Source organism: Gottfriedia sp. NPDC058432, from assembly GCF_042721555.1.
Taxonomy (GTDB): domain Bacteria; phylum Bacillota; class Bacilli; order Bacillales; family Bacillaceae_G; genus Gottfriedia.
Genome location: NZ_JBHXLC010000012.1, coordinates 57,973 through 77,777 on the forward strand (window position 1 = coordinate 57,973; position 19,805 = coordinate 77,777).

Annotated in this window: 20 protein-coding genes; 15 read left to right on the plus strand and 5 right to left on the minus strand. The window is 33.4% G+C overall.

All coding sequences use genetic code 11. The annotated features are described in order from the left end of the window. Positions 1-190 precede the first annotated feature (190 nt). Positions 191-1,270: a GIY-YIG nuclease family protein gene (locus ACFWM3_RS13905; RefSeq protein ID WP_390311786.1), complete on the minus strand. Its 1,080-nt coding sequence runs from the start codon at positions 1,268-1,270 to the stop codon at positions 191-193. 195 nt (positions 1,271-1,465) lie between these two features. On the opposite strand from ACFWM3_RS13905, the gene ACFWM3_RS13910 reads away from it, so the two are divergent. Then, positions 1,466-1,804 carry a hypothetical protein gene (locus tag ACFWM3_RS13910; protein WP_156339690.1) on the plus strand — a complete coding sequence of 113 codons (339 nt, stop codon included), beginning with the start codon at positions 1,466-1,468 and terminating at the stop codon, positions 1,802-1,804. Between the two features lie 568 nt (positions 1,805-2,372). Beyond that, complete coding sequence (locus ACFWM3_RS13915; protein ID WP_390311700.1) at positions 2,373-3,107, plus strand: AAA family ATPase; 735 nt, start codon at positions 2,373-2,375, stop codon at positions 3,105-3,107. Positions 3,108-3,150: 43 nt separating this feature from the next. Here the strand turns inward: ACFWM3_RS13915 and ACFWM3_RS13920 are convergent, their stop codons facing one another. Next, complete coding sequence (locus ACFWM3_RS13920) at positions 3,151-3,354, minus strand: DUF952 domain-containing protein (protein ID WP_390311787.1); 204 nt, start codon at positions 3,352-3,354, stop codon at positions 3,151-3,153. A 26-nt stretch (positions 3,355-3,380) separates the two neighbouring features. Continuing rightward, positions 3,381-4,127 carry a hypothetical protein gene (locus ACFWM3_RS13925; protein ID WP_390311701.1) on the minus strand — a complete coding sequence of 249 codons (747 nt, stop codon included), beginning with the start codon at positions 4,125-4,127 and terminating at the stop codon, positions 3,381-3,383. Between the two features lie 160 nt (positions 4,128-4,287). Between ACFWM3_RS13925 and ACFWM3_RS13930 the strand changes: the two genes are divergently transcribed. From ACFWM3_RS13930 to ACFWM3_RS13940, 3 genes are read left to right on the plus strand one after another with little or no spacing between them, the layout of a single operon-like run. Next, entirely contained in the window at positions 4,288-5,742 is a 1,455-nt protein-coding gene (locus ACFWM3_RS13930; RefSeq protein WP_390311702.1) for a spore germination protein, read from the plus strand. Positions 5,743-5,762: 20 nt separating this feature from the next. Then, positions 5,763-6,860 (plus strand): GerAB/ArcD/ProY family transporter, encoded by a 1,098-nt coding sequence (locus ACFWM3_RS13935; RefSeq protein WP_390311703.1) that lies wholly within the window; start codon positions 5,763-5,765, stop codon positions 6,858-6,860. Next, positions 6,857-7,978 (plus strand): Ger(x)C family spore germination protein, encoded by a 1,122-nt coding sequence (locus ACFWM3_RS13940; protein ID WP_390311704.1) that lies wholly within the window; start codon positions 6,857-6,859, stop codon positions 7,976-7,978. The genes ACFWM3_RS13935 and ACFWM3_RS13940 overlap by 4 nt, the downstream gene beginning before the upstream one ends. Positions 7,979-8,017: 39 nt before the next feature. On the opposite strand, the gene ACFWM3_RS13945 is transcribed toward ACFWM3_RS13940, so the two are convergent. Both ACFWM3_RS13945 and ACFWM3_RS13950 read right to left on the minus strand, forming a co-directional pair. After that, a complete protein-coding gene (locus ACFWM3_RS13945; protein WP_390311705.1) occupies positions 8,018-9,202 on the minus strand; it encodes an MFS transporter in 1,185 nt (394 codons plus the stop codon). A 2-nt stretch (positions 9,203-9,204) separates the two neighbouring features. After that, positions 9,205-9,648, minus strand: coding sequence for a MarR family winged helix-turn-helix transcriptional regulator (locus ACFWM3_RS13950; protein ID WP_390311706.1), 444 nt, complete (start codon positions 9,646-9,648; stop codon positions 9,205-9,207). Between the two features lie 173 nt (positions 9,649-9,821). Between ACFWM3_RS13950 and ACFWM3_RS13955 the strand changes: the two genes are divergently transcribed. The 10 genes from ACFWM3_RS13955 to ACFWM3_RS14000 all read left to right on the plus strand — a co-directional run bounded on the left by ACFWM3_RS13955 (position 9,822) and on the right by ACFWM3_RS14000 (position 19,776). After that, positions 9,822-10,700 (plus strand): YitT family protein, encoded by an 879-nt coding sequence (locus ACFWM3_RS13955; protein WP_056472933.1) that lies wholly within the window; start codon positions 9,822-9,824, stop codon positions 10,698-10,700. 183 nt (positions 10,701-10,883) lie between these two features. Next, on the plus strand, positions 10,884-12,542 hold the full coding sequence (locus tag ACFWM3_RS13960; RefSeq protein WP_056472936.1) for an FAD-binding dehydrogenase: 1,659 nt from the start codon (positions 10,884-10,886) through the stop codon (positions 12,540-12,542). Between the two features lie 42 nt (positions 12,543-12,584). Continuing rightward, complete coding sequence (locus ACFWM3_RS13965) at positions 12,585-13,004, plus strand: hypothetical protein (RefSeq protein WP_390311707.1); 420 nt, start codon at positions 12,585-12,587, stop codon at positions 13,002-13,004. A 153-nt stretch (positions 13,005-13,157) separates the two neighbouring features. Then, positions 13,158-13,523 (plus strand): MerR family transcriptional regulator, encoded by a 366-nt coding sequence (locus ACFWM3_RS13970; protein WP_082459519.1) that lies wholly within the window; start codon positions 13,158-13,160, stop codon positions 13,521-13,523. A gap of 47 nt (positions 13,524-13,570) precedes the next feature. Next, positions 13,571-14,332 (plus strand): SDR family oxidoreductase, encoded by a 762-nt coding sequence (locus ACFWM3_RS13975; protein ID WP_056472937.1) that lies wholly within the window; start codon positions 13,571-13,573, stop codon positions 14,330-14,332. Positions 14,333-14,571: 239 nt separating this feature from the next. After that, on the plus strand, positions 14,572-16,290 hold the full coding sequence (locus tag ACFWM3_RS13980; protein WP_390311708.1) for an alpha-keto acid decarboxylase family protein: 1,719 nt from the start codon (positions 14,572-14,574) through the stop codon (positions 16,288-16,290). A gap of 206 nt (positions 16,291-16,496) precedes the next feature. Further along, positions 16,497-16,802 carry a hypothetical protein gene (locus ACFWM3_RS13985; protein ID WP_390311709.1) on the plus strand — a complete coding sequence of 102 codons (306 nt, stop codon included), beginning with the start codon at positions 16,497-16,499 and terminating at the stop codon, positions 16,800-16,802. A 36-nt stretch (positions 16,803-16,838) separates the two neighbouring features. Then, positions 16,839-17,786, plus strand: coding sequence for a LacI family DNA-binding transcriptional regulator (locus tag ACFWM3_RS13990; RefSeq protein WP_390311710.1), 948 nt, complete (start codon positions 16,839-16,841; stop codon positions 17,784-17,786). Positions 17,787-17,833: 47 nt separating this feature from the next. Further along, a complete protein-coding gene (locus tag ACFWM3_RS13995; protein ID WP_390311711.1) occupies positions 17,834-18,604 on the plus strand; it encodes a Cof-type HAD-IIB family hydrolase in 771 nt (256 codons plus the stop codon). A gap of 176 nt (positions 18,605-18,780) precedes the next feature. Next, complete coding sequence (locus ACFWM3_RS14000; protein WP_390311712.1) at positions 18,781-19,776, plus strand: alpha/beta hydrolase; 996 nt, start codon at positions 18,781-18,783, stop codon at positions 19,774-19,776. The last annotated feature ends 29 nt before the right edge of the window (positions 19,777-19,805 follow it).

The following is a 19,805-nucleotide window of genomic DNA, read 5'->3' on the forward strand; positions in this document are numbered from 1 at the left end:
TTCAATTGGAAAAATTAGAAGGCTGGATGTTTATAAATTAATCATTTTTGCCGCAAATTATCTAGTTTAATAGGGGGATGTTTCAGCACTTTTTATTGATAATATAATATCCTATCCACCAGATTATATACTTGGTCGCACTATCCTAACATTTGTTCTCCACGCGTCACGATTGTACTTTAACAGAGTCTTAAATATAGAAGTTAACTAATTTTTGAAGTTCTTTTTTTAATTTTGTACTTGTAAGATTAAGCCATCTTTTTGGAACAATTAGATGTTTACAATTTTTGCTATTTAAATAGCTGTATATAATTTGAGCTTTGTCGATTTCATCGCGGCTAACATCTTTAGAAGATAGAACATGATTATTTTTGAAGTAATCAAGTGAATTTGAATACAATTGTTCAATCAGCTCATCAAATGAATCGTCTTCAATATCTACCAATTCACAATGCAAAATCTGTGTCCGATGGATTAGAAAGTACTTGAATTTGTTCTTTTCTAATTGTTCAAGTGTAATAATATTATGATTTTGTTCAGTAAATTCGATTAGTTTTTCTTTATTAGTTAAAGACTTAACCATTTCAATCCAATCTCTGTATTTTGCTGCAGCCTCAAAATCAAATTGTTCAGATGCTGTTAACATAAGCTTTTCCATTTCTTCAAGAAGACTCATATCAGTACGATTAAGAAATCGAATAACTTTATCAATTATTAGATTGTACTCTTCAAGCGCTGATCCGCCTAAACAAACTCCATTACATGTCCCTAATGAATAATTTAAACATGCGCTATTTTTGACTGCCAGATGGCCACAATTAATTTTAAAGCATTCCTTAATACCAGTAACTGCTCTTTCAACAGTACTTCTACTTGTAAAAGGACCAAATATTAATACGTTTTCGCTTTCAATCGGCTCGTTGCTAATTTCAAATGAAGAAACTTTTTTATTTAAGTTGATGACTAAGTAAATAAATGATTGCGGACTTTTCATCATACGATTATACATTGGTTTAATTTCTTTAATTAGATGACACTCAAGCATGAAAGCATCAAATTCAGTATCAGTCAATAAATAATCAAAATCCTTTAAATGGGTTACCAGTTTTTTCACTTTTGGTGAATGTCCTTTGGAATTTTGAAAATAAGATTGAACTCGTTTTTTTAAGCTTTTTGCTTTTCCGACATAAAGGATTTGCCCTTTTGAATCCTTCATTAAATAAACGCCAGGAGATAACGGCAGATTTTTTACTTTTTCTTGTAGATTAATAGTAGTTCATCCCTTTTCATGTAGTAAGTATAATCTCATTTTAACATGAGAAAGGAATTAAAAGTCGGAACAATTATGTGGAATATCTTTAACAAAACTTAATAAAAAAACAAAATTTAAAGTCTATAATACACGCATAAAAGAACGACTAGACGCGTAAAAATTGACTACAGATGATTTAAAGGAGAAGTGATTTTGATGAAAACGATCTATACGACATCCTCTTTCTCCAATTGGATTCTAGCTTGTGTTGTTAATGTATTCATAATTTGGTTATGTAGTTTATTTGCTGATTTAGTCAACTGGAAGTATGCTGACATGGGATTCTTCCTATACTTTGTCATTCTAGTTTTCTATCTTATTTGTTTAAAACTGAATGAAGGATTCCCAGCACTTTTTCGGAAATTTGTACTCCGCAAAAATTTCGAATTAGTTAATGTATCTGCTTATGAAGTAACGATTATTCTAGTAGCTATTTTTCACGTAGTAAGAGCAATTGTGATTTATAGAGATGCTCTTAGTAATGTATTTTGATCTAATCTCATTGACCTTCATAAAAAACGAGGGAATCCTAGTAGTCTAACTACTTAGGAGAACCCTCTTTTTTTATTTTAATAGCAAAAAGGATTGAGCTGCAAATAAGTCTTAGAGTACCGCAAATAAAGAGCCACTCAGTGCAAATAAAATATGAAATGCTGCAAATAAACGGTGTACTGCAAATAAAATTTGGGAATCGCAATTAAAAATAGCAAAACAGCAATTAAATTTAGAGAATCGCAATTAAAAATAGCAAAACAGCAATTAAAATTCAAAGAATCGCAAATAAACTTAATAATTACCTATACTGGTTAAGGTATTATGAATTGAAAGTTGGAAGAGGTAGTCACTTTTAAAGTAAAGATGCTCTTATTCTTACTATATCGAATAAAAAATTCTTAAAATCCGCTGATTATGGACCGATTATGCCAACTACAATAAAAAAACGCAGCTGAGATACCCCATCTACTGTTTAGGAACAGGAATTCATCAATAAACGTACTTCCTCACAATAAAGTTTTAGATCAGGATCATAATTACTGTATAATCTTCATAGGTGATGAAAATGTTTCTAAAAAAAATTACACTTTTGCGCGATGATATCAATTCCTTTAGCCAATATCCGTTTTCAATTCCTTCGATTAAATCTTTTGATGATTTGGACCTAAGAAGTAATGTAACCTTTTTTGTAGGTGAAAATGGTTCTGGAAAGTCTACTTTATTGGAGGCAATTGCTGATAAATGTGATTTTAATACAGCAGGTGGAGGACGTAATAATAATTATGAAGTTTTTGCATCGGAGTCACAACTTGGAAATTACATAAGACTTTCTTGGTTGCCGAAAATTTCGAATGGATTTTTCTTACGAGCGGAATCATTTTACAATTTTGCTACTTATTTAGATGAATTAGAAGATCCAAAAAATGAAAAATATAACAGCTATGGCGGACAGTCTCTCCATCATCAATCACACGGGGAATCATTTTTGACCCTGTTTTTAAATCGATTTAATGAAACGGCAATCTACTTGTTAGATGAGCCTGAGGCAGCATTGTCGCCAGCTAGGCAATTATCATTTTTAAAAATAATACATGATTTAGTAGAAAACGAAAATTCGCAGTTCATTATTGCTACGCATTCCCCAATTCTTCTTGGTTATCCAAATGCTGATATTTTAAGCTTTGATCATGGAGAAATTTCTAGAATTGATTATGAAAATACAGATCACTATCAAATCACTAAATATTTCTTACAAAACAGGGAAAAGTTTTTAAGTGATTTATTACGAGATGATGAGTGAAGCTAAAAAAACTCAGTTCACCTATGTGAAACTGAGTTTTTTGTTATTCTTGCTCTATTAATTCATCTGGTAATATAAATTGCCCAGTTTCATCACTGTAAAGTTCAACAACTTTAAAAACAGCATCTAAGTTTAATGGTCCATATAGATGAGGGAAAAGTTTACCGAAGTTTTCGGTATCTTCATAAACGATTTTTGATTTTGTTTTTTCTTCATCGATGCATAGAATCTTTATTTTCGATAATATGTAAAATCATTTTGGTTCTCCTTCATTCATTTCTCAAAATAGTCTTTAATTTTTTGTTTCATGTCTTCTTTGTTTTCCGCAAATTGTTTATGTCGATGCCCGTTTCCACCAGAAGTATGTGGGAATCCGTATAAAATTGAGTCCAAGTTTAAATAATCATTCGTTGTTAGATAGGTTAAAACTTTTGAAACATTAACTCCTAATGGGATAATGAGAGGATGTTCTAGTCTTATGATTTCTTCCGCAAACGTATTAACAATATACTTTTTAAGTAGGTCGGTTCTTAAAATATTCGGAGTTGAACCATTATAGTTTTTTCCTTTATAAAAAACAGGATATTTAATAACGGATGTTGTTTGGACTAAATGACTTGCTGTACTAAAAAGTTCGCTAGTTGAATTTAATCCAAGATAATGATGTAATTCTAATTCATCTAACATAGCAATTAAATTTTTTCGCATCGGTCCTTCAAAGCTAGAATTCTTTTTAACTTCATGTAAAATTTCTTCGTCATCCATCTCCGTATCCTTAAACCTGATCACAGTAGAATAAGATTGTTTCATTTGATGTAAGCCGGGTGTAATCCCTACTATGATGACTTTAGCTCGTTCATTAATGTACTCAAAAGGAGCGTAATAAATTTCTAAATTTTTCTTTTCATCTTTATCTACTAGAAATTTTTCACTTTTTAATATATTAGTTTCAAGTGAAGGAGATAAAGAAGATATTAACGTTTTATATTCGTTAAATTTTGCATTTGCTAACATAGCCATATTTTGCCTCCATCACATCTATTTATAGTTCATTGTATCGAAAGTTCTCCATGAAATCCAACTATCTCCCAACTAGCATTTCAAGTATAAAATAGGTGATTTATGATAAAACTGATTAGCTGAAAGTAAGTTGGAAATTTATGAAAGGCTGGAAGATTAAGTGGATTATTCTAGTGAACAAAAAAAGCGTTTAAGAAAATTTAATTTGCGTTCTTCCGTTATTCATACTGAAGGAAATTTAAGAGAAAATCTTAACATTATTCAAAGAATCTTTCCTACATCTGATTTAGTAACGAAAGACTTGATAATTCGAAATAAACAGGCTACGCTTTGCTATTTGTCTAGTATAGTCAATGAACAAAGAATATCCCAATTTATTAATACAATAAGTTCAAATACAGAAGAAATTGAATTATTCATAACGAATAATACTGTTCGGACTAATCAAATCTTAGATATTGAAACAGCAATATTGGATGGTAAAAGTATTTTACTAGTAGAAGGTGATCCAGTCGCATTTGTTTATTCGACTGAAAAATTACCACAAAGAGCGTATACGCCTCCAAGTATTGATAATTCTTTAAGAGGTTCAAAAATATCCTTTGTTGAAACTGATCAAGCAAATATTGCGTTACTTCGTAGATTTATTAAAAGCAGAGATTTTCAAATTAAGCGGGTTGAAATCGGAAGTGAAAATAAAAGTATTGTATCAATTGCGTATATCGATGGATTAGTAGATGAAGATTTACTATCTGGCGTAGAACAAAATATCTCAAAGATAAAACTTGATTCTGTTTTAAATGCAAACCATTTAGGGCAATTGATGGAAAGGAACCCATTTTCGCCTTTTCCGCAATATTTTACGACTGAAAGACCCGATGTTGCAGCTACGACATTACTTGAGGGGAAAGTAGTTTTAATCGTAGACCGATCCTCTGAAGTTATTATTTTACCGATTAATTTTGCAATATTTTTTAAAACGATTGATGATTATGCTGCAAGAGCGATGGTGGCGTCATTTAATCGTTTACTTAGAGTAGTTGCATTTTTTTTAACAATTTTTTTGCCAGGAATCTATATTGCAATTATTTCATTCAATTATGAAATCGTTCCTTTAAAATTACTTCTATCCATCGGGGAATCTAGGGCAAAGGTTCCATTTGATCCTTTATTTGAAGCCATTGTTATGGAGATAACTTTAGAAATGTTAAGAGAAGCAGCTATTAGGCTACCAGCACCTATTAGTACAACAGTTGGCATTGTAGGCGGGATTGTAATCGGGCAAGCAGCTGTTCAAGCAGGAATCGTTAGTAATATTATGGTAATCGTTGTAGCTCTAACTGCTATTTCATCATTCATTATTCCAAACTATGAAATGGCATCTAGTTTACGAGTCATTCGATTTCCAATTATGATTATGGCTTCATTATTTGGTTTAATTGGTTTGATTGTAAGTACTATGGTTCTCATGATCCATGGATTGAGTTTATCTAGCTATAACAAACCTTATACATTACCATTTTCCCCAATCAATCTTGATGCATTTAAAGATACATTCATAAGGGTACCTTTAAACTATCTTTGGAAAAAACAAAATAAACGTAATGAAGAATGAATGTTAGAAGGGATTCTTTCATGGTTATTACGAAGTCAAAAATTACACAGTTTCAATTTATTTTAATGATTTTTGGTATACAAGTAGGGATTGGAATGTTGTCACTTCCTAGAGAACTAGCTCTAAAAGGAGGTACAAGTAGTTGGATCGCAATTCTTTTTGGGGGGATCATTTCTACTTTTATTAGCATTTTATTTGTTAAATTAAGAGAGAAGGCTCCTAATTTAAATTACGTAAGTTTTTTTACTTTTTATCTAGGAAAAATAATCGGATCAATTGTAGTCCTTTTACAAGCGATCTATTTCCTTTATGCTGGGTATCTCGTATTATGTAGAGCCATCTTATATATTCAATCCTACATTCTTCAAGAAACAAAAGGGTATATTTTATTAGTGTTATTTCTTTTTCCAACTTATCAGCTGATAATAGGTGGAATTCATTTAATTGGAAAATATATAGAAGCAATTTTTCCAATTGCTTTTTTTACTTTATTCATGCTACTTTTCACGCTTAAAGATGCTGATCTAAATTTTATTTTACCAATTATAAAGAATGGCTGGATGCCGATTTTTAAGACAATTCCATTAACGACAACTTCATTTCTAGGAATTGAGTTAATCCTAGTTTTTTATCCCTATTTAAAGTCGAAAGAAAAAGCAATTAAAGGTGTTATTATTGGAAATGCATTAACAACATTTACATATATTTTTGTAACAATTATTTGCTTTGTTATTTATAGTCCTTATGAAATCAAAATGACGTTTGAGCCCGTAATCGATATTTTAAGTATAATGGAATTCCAATATGTTGAGCGATTAGATTTCATTTTATTCTCATTATTTTTAATGATTATATCGAAAACATGGGTTACGTATATTTGGGCCGGGATGAATGGGTTTTCAGAGTTATTTAAATTTAAACTAAAACCTTTTATCGTTATTTTTCTTTTTATCGTAATTTTCATACTTACGTTTATTCAAGTACCGACGTTTACAAATACGACTATTCATTTACATTATATAATGGTTTCTGGAACATGCATAATAATCGGTATTCCAATCCTCTTATTGGTGGGCGGTTTAATAAAAAATAGGTTAAGTAAGGTGAAAATCAATTGAAATATTTTCAAGTATGTTTGCTTAGTATTTTTTTAGTAATCGGCGTTTCAGGTTGCAGAGGGAAAATTAATATAGAAGATGTCACATTATCGATGATTTTAGGAATCGATGTAAATGATGAAAATAAAGTAGAAGTATATATGGCAAGCCCAGTCTTTAGTGAAGAAACAAAAGAGAAAACTGAACATTTTAGTGTACAAACTCTTTCTATTAAAGAATCAAGAAATTATTTTGATACCCGAGCTAATGGTGTTACTGGTGGTGGTAAAATTCAAGCAATCTTAATTGGATCAAAGGTTCTTGAACATAAAAATTGGTTTTCAATAATGGATATGTTTTATCGAGATCCAAAGTTTCGATTAAATGCCGATCTTATTTTTGTAGATGGTCCACTTTCCGATGTTTTTAATTTAAAACCAAAGGATAAACCAGAGTTGCCAATCTATATTCCTCAATTAATACAAACTGCTGATTTTCGAAATGTTGCTTTCAGAACGTCTTTACGAATGTTTCATCAAATGTATTATGAGAAGGGAATAACACCTTTTGCACCTGAACTTACAGTACAAGGTGACCATTTAGTAGTCAATGGAACGACAATATTAACCAAAAATAATTTGTATAATCGAACCCTATCAATGAATGAAACACAAATGCTAAAAATTTTAAAAGATCATTTAGTGGGGCAATTAGTTGTTGCATTGGATCTTAAAAAATTTAAAAGAGATCAAGATGATGTTTTTACTGAAGAAGAAACTAGTTTTTATATTAAAGATGTAAAGCGGAAAATCGATAAAAAATATTCAAATGGTCGCTATACCTTTAATGTAAACTTGACAATGCCGATTATGATTACAGAATCCCCAATAGGATTGACAAATGCAACAGAAAAAGAATTGAAAAATGCAATACAAAAAAAATTACAAAAAGATTTAAATGATCTAGTTCAATCTTTTCAAAAAGATAAAGTTGATCCAGTCGGATTTGGCATCCTAGCTCATTCATTTCAATATTCTGATTGGGAAAAAAATGAGAATCATTGGCTCGATACATACCAAAAATCGAATATAAAAGTAAAAGTTAAAATTATTGTTATAGATAAAGGAATAACGATGTAAACATAGAAAACCCACCAAAAATATTGGTGGGTTTTAAGTTTATGCTGCCGCATTGTCAATATTTGTAGCTTTTCTTTGTTTACGATCATGCAATAAATAGTAAATGACAGTCGTTGATAATACAGCAATTGCCGTTATGACGTACATAATATGGAAGGAACTTTTTGCAGATATAATTCCAAGAACGTAAGAGCCAATCCCCATACCGGTGTCAAAAAACATAAAAAATGTCGCTGTTGCCATTCCCTTTTTAGCAGGGGCAGCCGTGTTAATCGCTAACGTTTGGAAACTAGGTACGATTGAACCATAGCCTAGACCGATTAATGCAGCGGAAAATAAAAAGATTGTTTGTACTGTTGAAAAACTCAATACAACTAGACCAATCGTAAATAAAATGATCCCAGGGTAAACGATTATATTTGCTCCTTTACGATCAAATAGTTTACCAGTGAAAGGTCTTGAACCTAAAATGAAAACTGCATATACAATAAAAAAGAAACTCGCATCATCTACAAAACCTAATTTCTTTGCGTATAATGTGATAAATGAAATGATACCACTGTAACCAAAAGAGATAATTGCTGAAGTAATTGAGATTGGTAATGCTGAATGCTCAATTAATTGTGATGGTTTTATTCGAGTTTTTGCTTTCAATGTTTGTTTAGGAATCGCAATGAATAGACCGAATATAAGTGAAATAATTGCGAAGAATCCACAAACAAAAAACAAAATGTGGAAGGTGAAATGATTCATTAAATTTATACCAAGATAAGGACCAAATACCATTGCAAGGATCATGGATGAACTATAATAACTCATACCTTCGCCCCTACGTGATACAGGAACTATTTCAGCAACTATTGTACCCGTTGCGGTTGTTCCTAGGCCAAAAGCAATCCCTTGTGCAAAACGCAATAATAGTAATAATGCAAAATTATTTATAAAAGGATATAAAAATGTTGTTAATGTAAAGAAAACTAATGAAATGATTAATATTTTTCTGCGACCAATTGTATCAAGCCAGATACCTGCAAATGGACGAATTGCAACTGAGGCGATAAGAAAGCATGTTACTACAAGACCAACTTTACTATCTTCTTGGCCTAAATTATCAATCACAAAAATCGGCAATGTCGCCATCAACGTATAAAATACTAAAAACACAAAAAATCCACTTAAGCTTACACTTAGAAAATCCTTTGTCCATAAACGCTCGTTTTTCAAACTTATTCCCCCTGTTTAGTAACCTCCGACGCTTTCATATTGTTCATCATTTTTTGAAAAACTTGAAGTGCAATATCAAGCTCTTCATCGGGTATATCTTTAATAACATCATTCTCAAATGAGATGATTTGTTCTTTCCAACTATCAAATTGATTTATAGCTTTATCAGTTAGATGAATCATTTTTTCTCTTTTATCCGTTCCTTCTTTGCGAACAATTAAGTCTAAAATTTCCATTCTACGTAGTGTACGTGTCAGTGTAGGTGGTTCAATATTCAAATTCGAACAAATTGTTCGCTGAGTACATGGTCCATGTAAATGGATATAATGAATGACGGACCATTGTGCCAAATACAATCCAGTAGGAACAAGATGCTCATTAAATGATTTCGAAAACTGACGTGTAGTTTGATTTAATAAAAAAAAGAAAGGCTGCTTTTTGCGCATAAAAAAGTCTCCTCGAAAAATTAGTTAGCTAGCTAAATAAAATAGTTGTCTAGCTAATTATATTTGAACAAATTGTGAATGTCCAGAGAATGAACTTATTTAGTATAAATTGAGCATAAGAGCAAATATTAAATGTAGAAAAATTTTACAAAACAGTTAGGACGGTATTTGAGATGGCAGGAGCAATACATGCAACAAACGGTAAATCTCACAAAATGAAGATTGTACAAAGAGCAATCGCTATGCTTGTAGGTGCTTTACTTGTAGCAACTGGTCTTGAAATTTTTTTAGTTCCAAATGATGTTATTGATGGTGGAATAACAGGTATTTCAATTATGTTTTCCCATCTTACAGGACTTCCACTTGGGGTATTTCTATTTGTGCTAAACCTACCTTTTTTTTATTTGGGTTATAAGCAAATTGGGAAAACATTTGCAATTTCCACCATTCTTGGTATCACTGTTCTTTCATATTTAACAAGCAGATTTCACCATATCTCTGCTTTTACGGAAGATATTCTACTTGCAACAATTTTTGGAGGAATGGTCGTAGGTGTCGGAGTAGGATTAGCCATACGATTTGGTGGCGCACTGGACGGAATTGAGATTCTAGCGATTATTATTAATAGTAAGATTCCTTTTTCCGTTGGTGAAATCATTATGGTTTTCAACTTATTTATTTTAGGAGCTGCTGGATTTATCTTCTCTTGGGATCGCGCAATGTACTCAATTATTGCATATTTAGTCGCATTTAAAACAATTGATATCGTAGTTGAAGGATTGGAACAATCAAAATCAGCATGGATCATTAGTGATAAAAATGATGATATTGGAGAAGCGATTCTTTTTAGAATGGGCCGTGGTGTTACATATATAAATGGTACTGGAGCATACTCAGGTGAAACTACAAAGGTTATCTATTGTGTTATCACTCGATTAGAGGAAGCAGAATTAAAAACAATTGTTGATGACATTGACCCATCTGCCTTTTTAGCTATTTCAGATATTGCAGAAGTACGTGGTGGAAGATTTAAAAAGAAAAATGTACATTAGGTTTATGGACAACAAAAGCATAGAAATAAGGAGGAAGGTTCACGATTGATGAACCTTCTTTCCTTTTATTATCTTACTATTTGCTGTATTATTTAAATGATAACTGAAAATTTAGAAAACTGTTTTTGTACCGAAAAATTCATCATTTTATAGATTAGAAGGCTTAAAAGGAGGGGGAGTTGGATGGAGAAGTTCGATGTGATTGTTGTTGGCGCAGGATTGGCTGGTTTAGTTGCAACTGCTGAGATGGCTGATGCTGGGAAAAGTGTATTGTTATTAGACCAGGAACCGAAAACATCAATAGGTGGTCAGGCTTGGTGGTCATTTGGTGGGTTATTTTTAGTAGATTCTCCTGAACAACGTAGATTAGGAATTAAGGATTCGAAGGAATTAGCTTGGCAGGATTGGCTTGGAACAGCGGGATTTGATCGAGAAGATGATGAGGATTATTGGGGAAAGAAATGGGCAGAGGCATATGTCGAGTTTGCATCAGGTGAGAAAAGGCAATGGCTCTATGACCTGGGTGTGAGATTTTTTCCAATCGTCGGTTGGGCTGAACGTGGTGGATATCTTGCAGAGGGACATGGGAATTCCGTGCCACGATTTCACATAGTATGGGGCACAGGGCCAGGAATTGTTGCTCCTTTCGAACGAAGAGTTCGCGAGCATATGAAAAAAGGTTTAGTAGAATTTAGGTCCCGTCATCGTGTAGATCAACTATTAACACAAGATGGAGCAGTAGTCGGGGTAAGTGGTTCTTTATTAGAACCAAGTAAATCAGAGCGAGGAGAAGATAGCTCTCGTGAAATAATTGGTGACTTTCAATATGGGGCAAAAGCCGTTTTAGTATCAAGTGGCGGTATTGGAGCGAACTTTGAATTAATACGCCAAAATTGGCCAAGTCGACTAGGTACCCCGCCGAAAAGGATGATATCTGGTGTACCAGCACATGTTGATGGTCGAATGCTTGCTATTACTGAGAATGCAGGTGGTCGAATTGTTAATCGTGATCGAATGTGGCACTATACTGAAGGCATAAAAAACTGGAATCCAGTATGGAGCAATCATGGAATCCGTATTCTTCCTGGACCATCATCAATTTGGTTAGATGCACGTGGACAACGATTTCCTGCACCTAATTTTCCTGGTTTTGATACTTTAGGTACATTAGAAACTATTCAACAAACTGGTTATGATTACTCCTGGTTTATTTTAACGAAAAAAATCATTCAAAAAGAGTTTGCACTTTCAGGTTCGGAACAAAATCCTGATTTAACAGGAAAGAGCATAAAACAAGTGATGAAAAGGGCAACTTCAGGGATACCAGCACCTGTAAAAGCTTTTATGGAAAAAGGAGAGGACTTTGTCGTTGCAGACACATTAGAAGAGCTTGTCGAAGGCATGAATAAAATAACCGGGGAAAATTTACTAAACTATGATGAAATCGAACGTCAACTAATCGCACGTGATCGTGAAATGGATAATAAATTTACGAAAGATTTACAAATCACTGCCTTAAGAGGAGCACGAAATTATATTGGTGATAAATTAATTCGTGTTGCATCTCCTCATAAAATTTTAGACCCTAAAAACGGTCCATTAATTGCTGTCCGTTTAAATATTGTGAGTCGTAAAACACTAGGTGGGCTTCAAACAAATTTAGATGGTAATGTATTAAATTCTTCAGGAGATACAATTCCTGGATTGTATGCAGCAGGTGAAGTTGCTGGATTTGGCGGTGGTGGTGTACATGGTTACCGCGCGATGGAAGGAACATTTTTAGGTGGTTGTTTATTTTCAGGTAGACAAGCAGGAAGAGCGATTGGTAGAGATTTAGAATGAAATATTGGAGAACTTAGTGCCATATACTAGAGGTGTTTTTAATTGATAAAAGAGGAGAAAATAATTAAATTTGTTTCACAAGGAAAGAAGCAATCCGAGGAAATACTAGAAATATTTGAAGAAGCACCAAACAATGAAGATATGGTTATGTTAAGAATAGGATTAAACGGCCAAGACTTTTGTTATATTAACGAAAACTTTTTTGATGCATTATTAATGCTGAGACAAGATTTAGAAGAAATGAACATTCAAATTCATTGCAATGGAGCTGCATTAGATGTTTATCCATCTCCAATGTCATTATCTATGGGGAATGGACGTTTAGCTTATAAATTACAGTCCGGTAAACAAGCCAAATCAGAGGATTTAGTCGAACTATTTGATTGTGACTTTAATTTGACTTTTGTTAGCATTGATGAACAACAAAGATTCTATAAAGAATGGCTTAATAGTTTAGGATGAAAATGTAAAGTCGTATTCATCCACACATGAGTATATTAAACAAATTTGATCGACAAACTAGTCGATCTTATTTTTTCTTTTGTTGACTTAAACCATAGTTTAAGTCTTATGATATTCTTGTCGACAATGAAAGCTATATTTTTGGGGGTCCCAATGAAATATTGTTCAATTAGTGAAGCTGCAGCAAAGTTCAATATTACTGAATCAACCTTACGTTATTATGAAAAAAAAGGGCTATTACCACTGATTGAGCGTGATCAAGCAGGTAGAAGGCTATTTTCAGAAAATCAAATGTCACTCCTTGAAACCGTTATTTGTTTAAAAAATACGCATATGTCCATTAGTAGTATTAAGCAATATATTGATTGGGTCGTAGAAGGAGATAAAACGGTTGATCTCCGACTTGAAATGATGAGGAATCATAAGCAGGCAGTTCTTGAAGAAATTTCGTTAATGACCAAATCGTTAGAGGGGATTGATTTGAAAATTAATCGTTATACAAATCAATCGGATTTTTGAAAAAAGTATAATATCAAGTGGAAAATATATGGAAAAGAGGAATTAAAATGAAACTTTCAGGAAATACAATCCTTATTACAGGTGGAAGTACTGGGATCGGATTAGCTTTTGCAGAACGGTTTATTAAATCGGGAAATAAAGTCATAGTGACTGGACGACGTGAAAATGTCCTTAAAAATGCGAAAGAAAAATTTCCAGATCTTATTACACATGTTAGTGATTTGAGTTCTGAGTCTGAACGTGTATCATTGTTTAATTGGGTAACAAAGAATTATCCAGAAGTGAATGTGCTAGTGAACAATGCAGGGATTCAACAACGTTTTAATGTTTTAAAAGCAGATGCTCAGAACGATTGGCATTATTTCAATAAAGAAATCACAACAAACATTGAAGCACCATTCCATCTATCTATGATGTTTGCTCCATATTTTGCTACAAAAGAAGCGGCAACGATTATGAATGTTTCATCGGGATTAGCTTTTACTCCTTTGGTCATTGCTCCAATCTATTCAGCTACAAAAGCAGCAATTCATTCCTTTACAATGAGTTTACGTCATCAACTTTCCGAAACATCTGTAGAAGTAATTGAAGTTGCTCCTCCGGCAGTTAATACTGATTTAGGAGGAACAGGATTGCATACTCACGGCGAACCTTTAGATGAATTCGCAGATGGTATTTTCAAGGGATTAAAAGAAGGGAAACAAGAAATTGGATATGGAACATCAGTTGAACGACTTCGTATGTCACGAGATCAAGTCGATGAACATGTTACAAATATGTACAATATGTTGAAAAATACAATTCAATAACCATCTTTTTTCAGCAGTATAATTTTCAATAAAAATCACTTTATTTGTTGATCATAATATCTGAAGTGGAAAAAAATACAAAAGGGCAAATTCGTTAATTCGAATTTGTCCTTTTGTATTGGCTTTACAGTATTCCTTATTCCAAACATCCGTATAGCCTCTTCAATGAAAGGGTACGAATAAAAAGGGTACTAGAAAAATGAACAAGATATAAACACTGGTAAAGGAGTGAGTGTGTAATGGATAAAATGAAGAATACGGTTAATCCCGACACGCTTTCTGGAATGGCCCAAAAAACAGTTGGACAGTTTTTGTTTGATTGCTTGAAGCTAGAAGGCATTACAAAAATTTTTGGCGTCGCAGGAGACTATAATTTTTCACTACTTGATACTTTGGAGCGATATAACGGAATCCAGTTTATCGAAGGTCGGAACGAACTAAACGCGGGTTATGCTTCAGATGGTTACGCAAGAATCAACGGGATTTCCGCTCTTATTACGACGTTTGGAGTTGGGGAGTTGAACGCATGCAATCCGATAGCTGGAGCCTATAGTGAACATGTTCCCATAATTCATATTGTTGGTTCGCCAAAAGAAAAAGATCAAAAAGAACACAAACTGATGCACCACACTTTAATGGATGGAGATTTTAATGTATTTCGTAATATGTATAAACAAATAACGGCCTATAATGCCGTTATCACACCTGAAAATGCCATGATTGAAATTCCGGCTGCTATTCGCATTGCAAAAGAAAAGAAACAGCCTGTTTACCTCGTTGTGGCCGATGATTTAGTTGATCAGCCGATTATGAACCGGATAGAACCAACACCACAACAAAAAACGTCTAACTTAATATCTCTTCAGGCTGCAGCAGAACATGTCCGTCAGTTGCTAGATTGTGCAAAGCGGCCAGTCATCCTAGTGGATGTGAAAACCATACGTTTTGGCCTTCAGGCTGCAGTTAAGCAGCTAGTTGACGCAATGAATATACCCGTTGTTTCCATGATGTTTGGTAAAGGGGCATTCGATGAAACCCATTCTAATTATATCGGAATGTACTTAGGCTCGTTTGGATGTTCTGAAGTTCAAAGTACGGTAGAAAATGCAGACTGTATCATTGCGATTGGCTTGGTACCCGCGGACACCAACACAGCGAATTTTACCGCAAAACTGAATTCAATGGTGACGATCGATATCCAATCAGACCTAGTTAAAATTGCAGGTGCAGTATATCTAAACGTTCTTGCTACCGACATGCTTCAAGCAGTACAAAATGTTGGTTATAAAGGTCAAGGATTACTCAAACAGGTGTCATTTCCATACAATCAAAACAATGTAAGTAATGATGAACCACTTAAAGCGGCCGGCTATTATCCACTTCTTCAACGTATGCTGAAAAAGGATGACATTTTGATTGTTGAGATTGGTACACTCTTCAATGGTATGGCGGAGGTGAGGCTGCCGAGTAATGTTACATATATTGGGCAAGGAGGCTGGGGATCCATTGGATATGCAACCCCCTCGACGTTCGGTGCAAGTATCGCGGCTCCAGAACGTCGGGTGTTACTGTTCACAGGTGATGGATCACTACAGTTAACTGCTCAAGAAATCAGCTCGATGCTCTATTACGGCTGTAAACCTATCATTTTCGTCTTAAACAATGACGGTTATACGATTGAAAAATATTTAAATGTCAAAACTAAAAATCAAAAATACAACAAAATCCCTAGGTGGTCTTATACTAAGCTGGCTGAAGCCTTTGGGGGCAATGCGTTTACTGCGATTGTCAGTACCAATGGAGAGCTTGAACAGGCAATTAACCAAGCTGAAATTGAATGTTCTGAAAGACTCTGTATTATTGAAATGATTGTAAAAGACCCATTGGACGCACCAGAAAATATGAAAAAGATGTACAAGTATTTGGAAAAGCAGGCGATACACAACAGCCAAAAATAGTCAGTATATAAAAAAGTTGGAATCAATAAAAAAGATGATTCCAACTTTTTTTTGATTGTCAATTCTCTCTATTTCTTATGGCTATTAACCTTAATCTACTTCCAGATAGCTGGCTTGAAATTTAGTTTGATTTTTTCTCTTGACTTGAAATCCATTTCATAAATTAGATTGAAAGTAAGCCGATTTTCAACGAAGGGAGAAAAAAGATGAACAGTAAAATTGATTTTAAATACGATGAACATCTATTGTCTACCGTTACAGGTTTATTGGATATCTTTGATGGAACACAGAATATTTACTTTGGAGATTTGTATTTAACCAATAAAAGATTATATATTGTAAGCAATAAGCTATTAAATTTGGAAAAATCCTTCTGGTTTGAAGGAGAAAGAAGAGAGTTTGAACATTCTACATTCATTGTAGGAGAACACAGGATTACGGTAAGATGGGCATACAGTGGAAACCTTGTTTCCTTTATAAACGCTTTTTCCAAAATGAATGTTAAAACATAAAAATCCTTGAAAATTCATATGTGTTGGAGGTGTGTGATGACAAATATTAACGATATTGCAAGATTAGCAGGTGTATCTGTCTCTACTGTTTCTAGAGTCTTAAACAATTATAAGTATGTTGCTAGTGATAAACGAGAGGCAGTTCTGAAAGTTATTGAAGAAATGAACTATACACCAAATAAAAATGCAATTGATTTAATTCGAGGAGAAACAAGGACAATTGGTGTTATTCTCCCATATAACAACAATCCAGCATTTGATCAAATATTAAACGGAATACTGAACAAGGCATTAGAGAAAGATTTTTTGATAACGGTACTTCCTTCAAATTATCGTAAAGAAAAAGAAGTGGAGTATTTGCAAAAGTTAAAAAGCAAGCTGTATGATGGCATCATTATCACTTCACGAGCAAATGATTGGGAAACAATCATTCCGTTTAGCGAATATGGTTCAATTGTTGCTTGTGAATATACACAACACAAAGAAATTGGTTGTTCTTATATGGACCGCTATTCTTCTTATCTAGATGCTTTCCAACTATTAAAAAACAAAGGGCATGCTGTGGTAGCATTCACAACAGCTAGGCTAGAAAGTAATAGCACGAAACAAATGATTACTGCTTACAATGAGATTTTTGGTGAACTTCAACCTGAATACCATCTATCAGATTGTCATTGCTTAGAAGACGGATATGAAGCTGCAAAGAAATTCCTGGAATTACAAAAAAAGCCAACTGCTATCTATGCAAATGGAGACGAAGTGGCAGGGGGCATGTTTTTATACGCAAAGTCACAACAAGTGAAAATCCCTACTGATTTAGCAATCATTGGTCAAGAAAATCAACCAATTGGTATCGGGATGGGAATTTCTACAGTGGATCACCAATTAACGAAAATCGGTGAACAAGCTTGTAGCCTTGTCATAAAGAAATCTAGAGAAAAAATAAAAATACCTTATCGAATTGTAGAAAGAGATTCTGTTTAAAGCATAATTAAAGATAAAAAAAATAGAGAAAAATGTGGGGAAAGAAAATGAGTAAAAAATTTATAGTTTTTGACATTGATGGAACATTATTAACGACTGAAATGAAGTTTCTAGATAGTACGAAACAAGCTTTAGTTTCTCTTAAAGAAAATGGACATGAAATCGTAATCGCAACAGGAAGAGACTACACTTCTGCAATATCAATTGTCGACGAACTCGAAATTGATACTTATGTTTTATGCAATGGGTCAGTAGGGTATGTCCGCCATGAATTAGCACATGAGGAAGTATTTTCAAAAGAATCGATTATGAAACTAATTAATATTGCGAAGGAAAACAATGACCAGATTGTGTTCCAAACATTGGACGGAGTAAAAAGACATTTTGAAGAACCTGGAGAGTCATTAACAAGTTCTTATGAAAGTTTAGGTTTGATTATCCCTGATTTTGATGAAATGTATTGGAAAGAAAATTCCATTATTCAAGCTATGCTTTTTTGTAAGACTGAAGATCTTCATAAATATGATATCAACGAATTCCGATATGTGAGTTGGCACCAATATGGCTCAGATGTCATTCCTAGAGAGGGTTCGAAAGCAAAGACAATTTTGAAAATCGCTAAAGAAAATGGATTTAAGCAAGAAGATATTGTCTTCTTCGGTGATGGAATGAACGACATCGAACTAATGGAACATTCAGGAATTGGCGTTGCAATGGGAAATGCTGAAACTGCGGTAAAAGAGAAAGCTAATTTAATCACAGATAGTTGCAATGAACATGGTATTTACAATGCGCTTAAGAAAATGTTATTAATCTAATAAGTGAACGAAATTAGATTAACCTAGAAAAGCGCGAACACTTTGTGAACTCTGCTTGATTTGATATTACTGACTTTAATAATTGGTAGAATTAGATTAAGATCTGACTTAATGTATGATATTTTTTGGAAAATCGAATAATAATCTTCAGATAGCACTTTATCTGGAGGACAAATATGAAGCGCACATTTAAAATAATTGGAATATGTTTACTTTTACTGATCATAGTTGGTGTTGGATCGATATTTCTATCTCCAAGACCTGTTACGTGGTTTTTGAAAAAGTCTTTCGCCGGTGGGATTGAAGTAGAGGCAGCTGATTATGGTATAGCAAAACAAAAAACAACAATGGATACTGATATTGAATACTCATCAAAATATAAAAGCAGTACGTTTGATTTGATTAAGTATAAAGGTGATTTGAAATACGTTCCAACTATTTTTTGGATTCATGGTGGAGCTTTTGTAGCTGGAGATAAAAATGATGTTCGGAAATATGCTACATATATCGCGAGTCATGGGTATAATGTAGTGAATATAAATTACCCCTTAGCTCCAAGTGTTGCTTATCCAATACCTCTACAACAAATTGATCAAGCATACAAATTTGTCAAAAAAAATGCTGGTAAATATGAACTGGATTTAAACAATATTTATATAGCTGGAGATTCAGCGGGAGCTCAGCTTACAGCACAATTTGTAAGCATTCAAATGAATAAACACTACTCCGATACAGCTAAAATAGGTCAAAGTGTTGATCCAAATACAATCCGTGGTGCGATTCTTCTTTGTGGTCCTTATGATATGAAAGAAGTTCAGACAAACGCTTCATCAAGATTTATTAAATTTGTATTTAAACGGGTTGGATGGGCCTATTTTGGAAAATACAATTGGGAAGATGAAAAGATGACAAAGGAAACATCCCTTTTAAGAAATGTACCAGAAAAATTTGTTTCAACATTTATAACTGATGGAAATACAGGTTCCTTCGAATCACAAGGTAAAAAATTCGCAACTTTACTAGAAAAAAGAACAGGTGTTAAGCAAGTCTTTTATAGTAAATCAGAAGGAAAACTAGGTCATGAATACCAGTTCCAAATGAATACGAAAGCTGCCCAAAATACATTTAATGAATTACTCAATTTCTTGAACGGTACGAAAGTTTCTCAATAAAAAGCATTCGAATTCGCTGCCTCCATTCG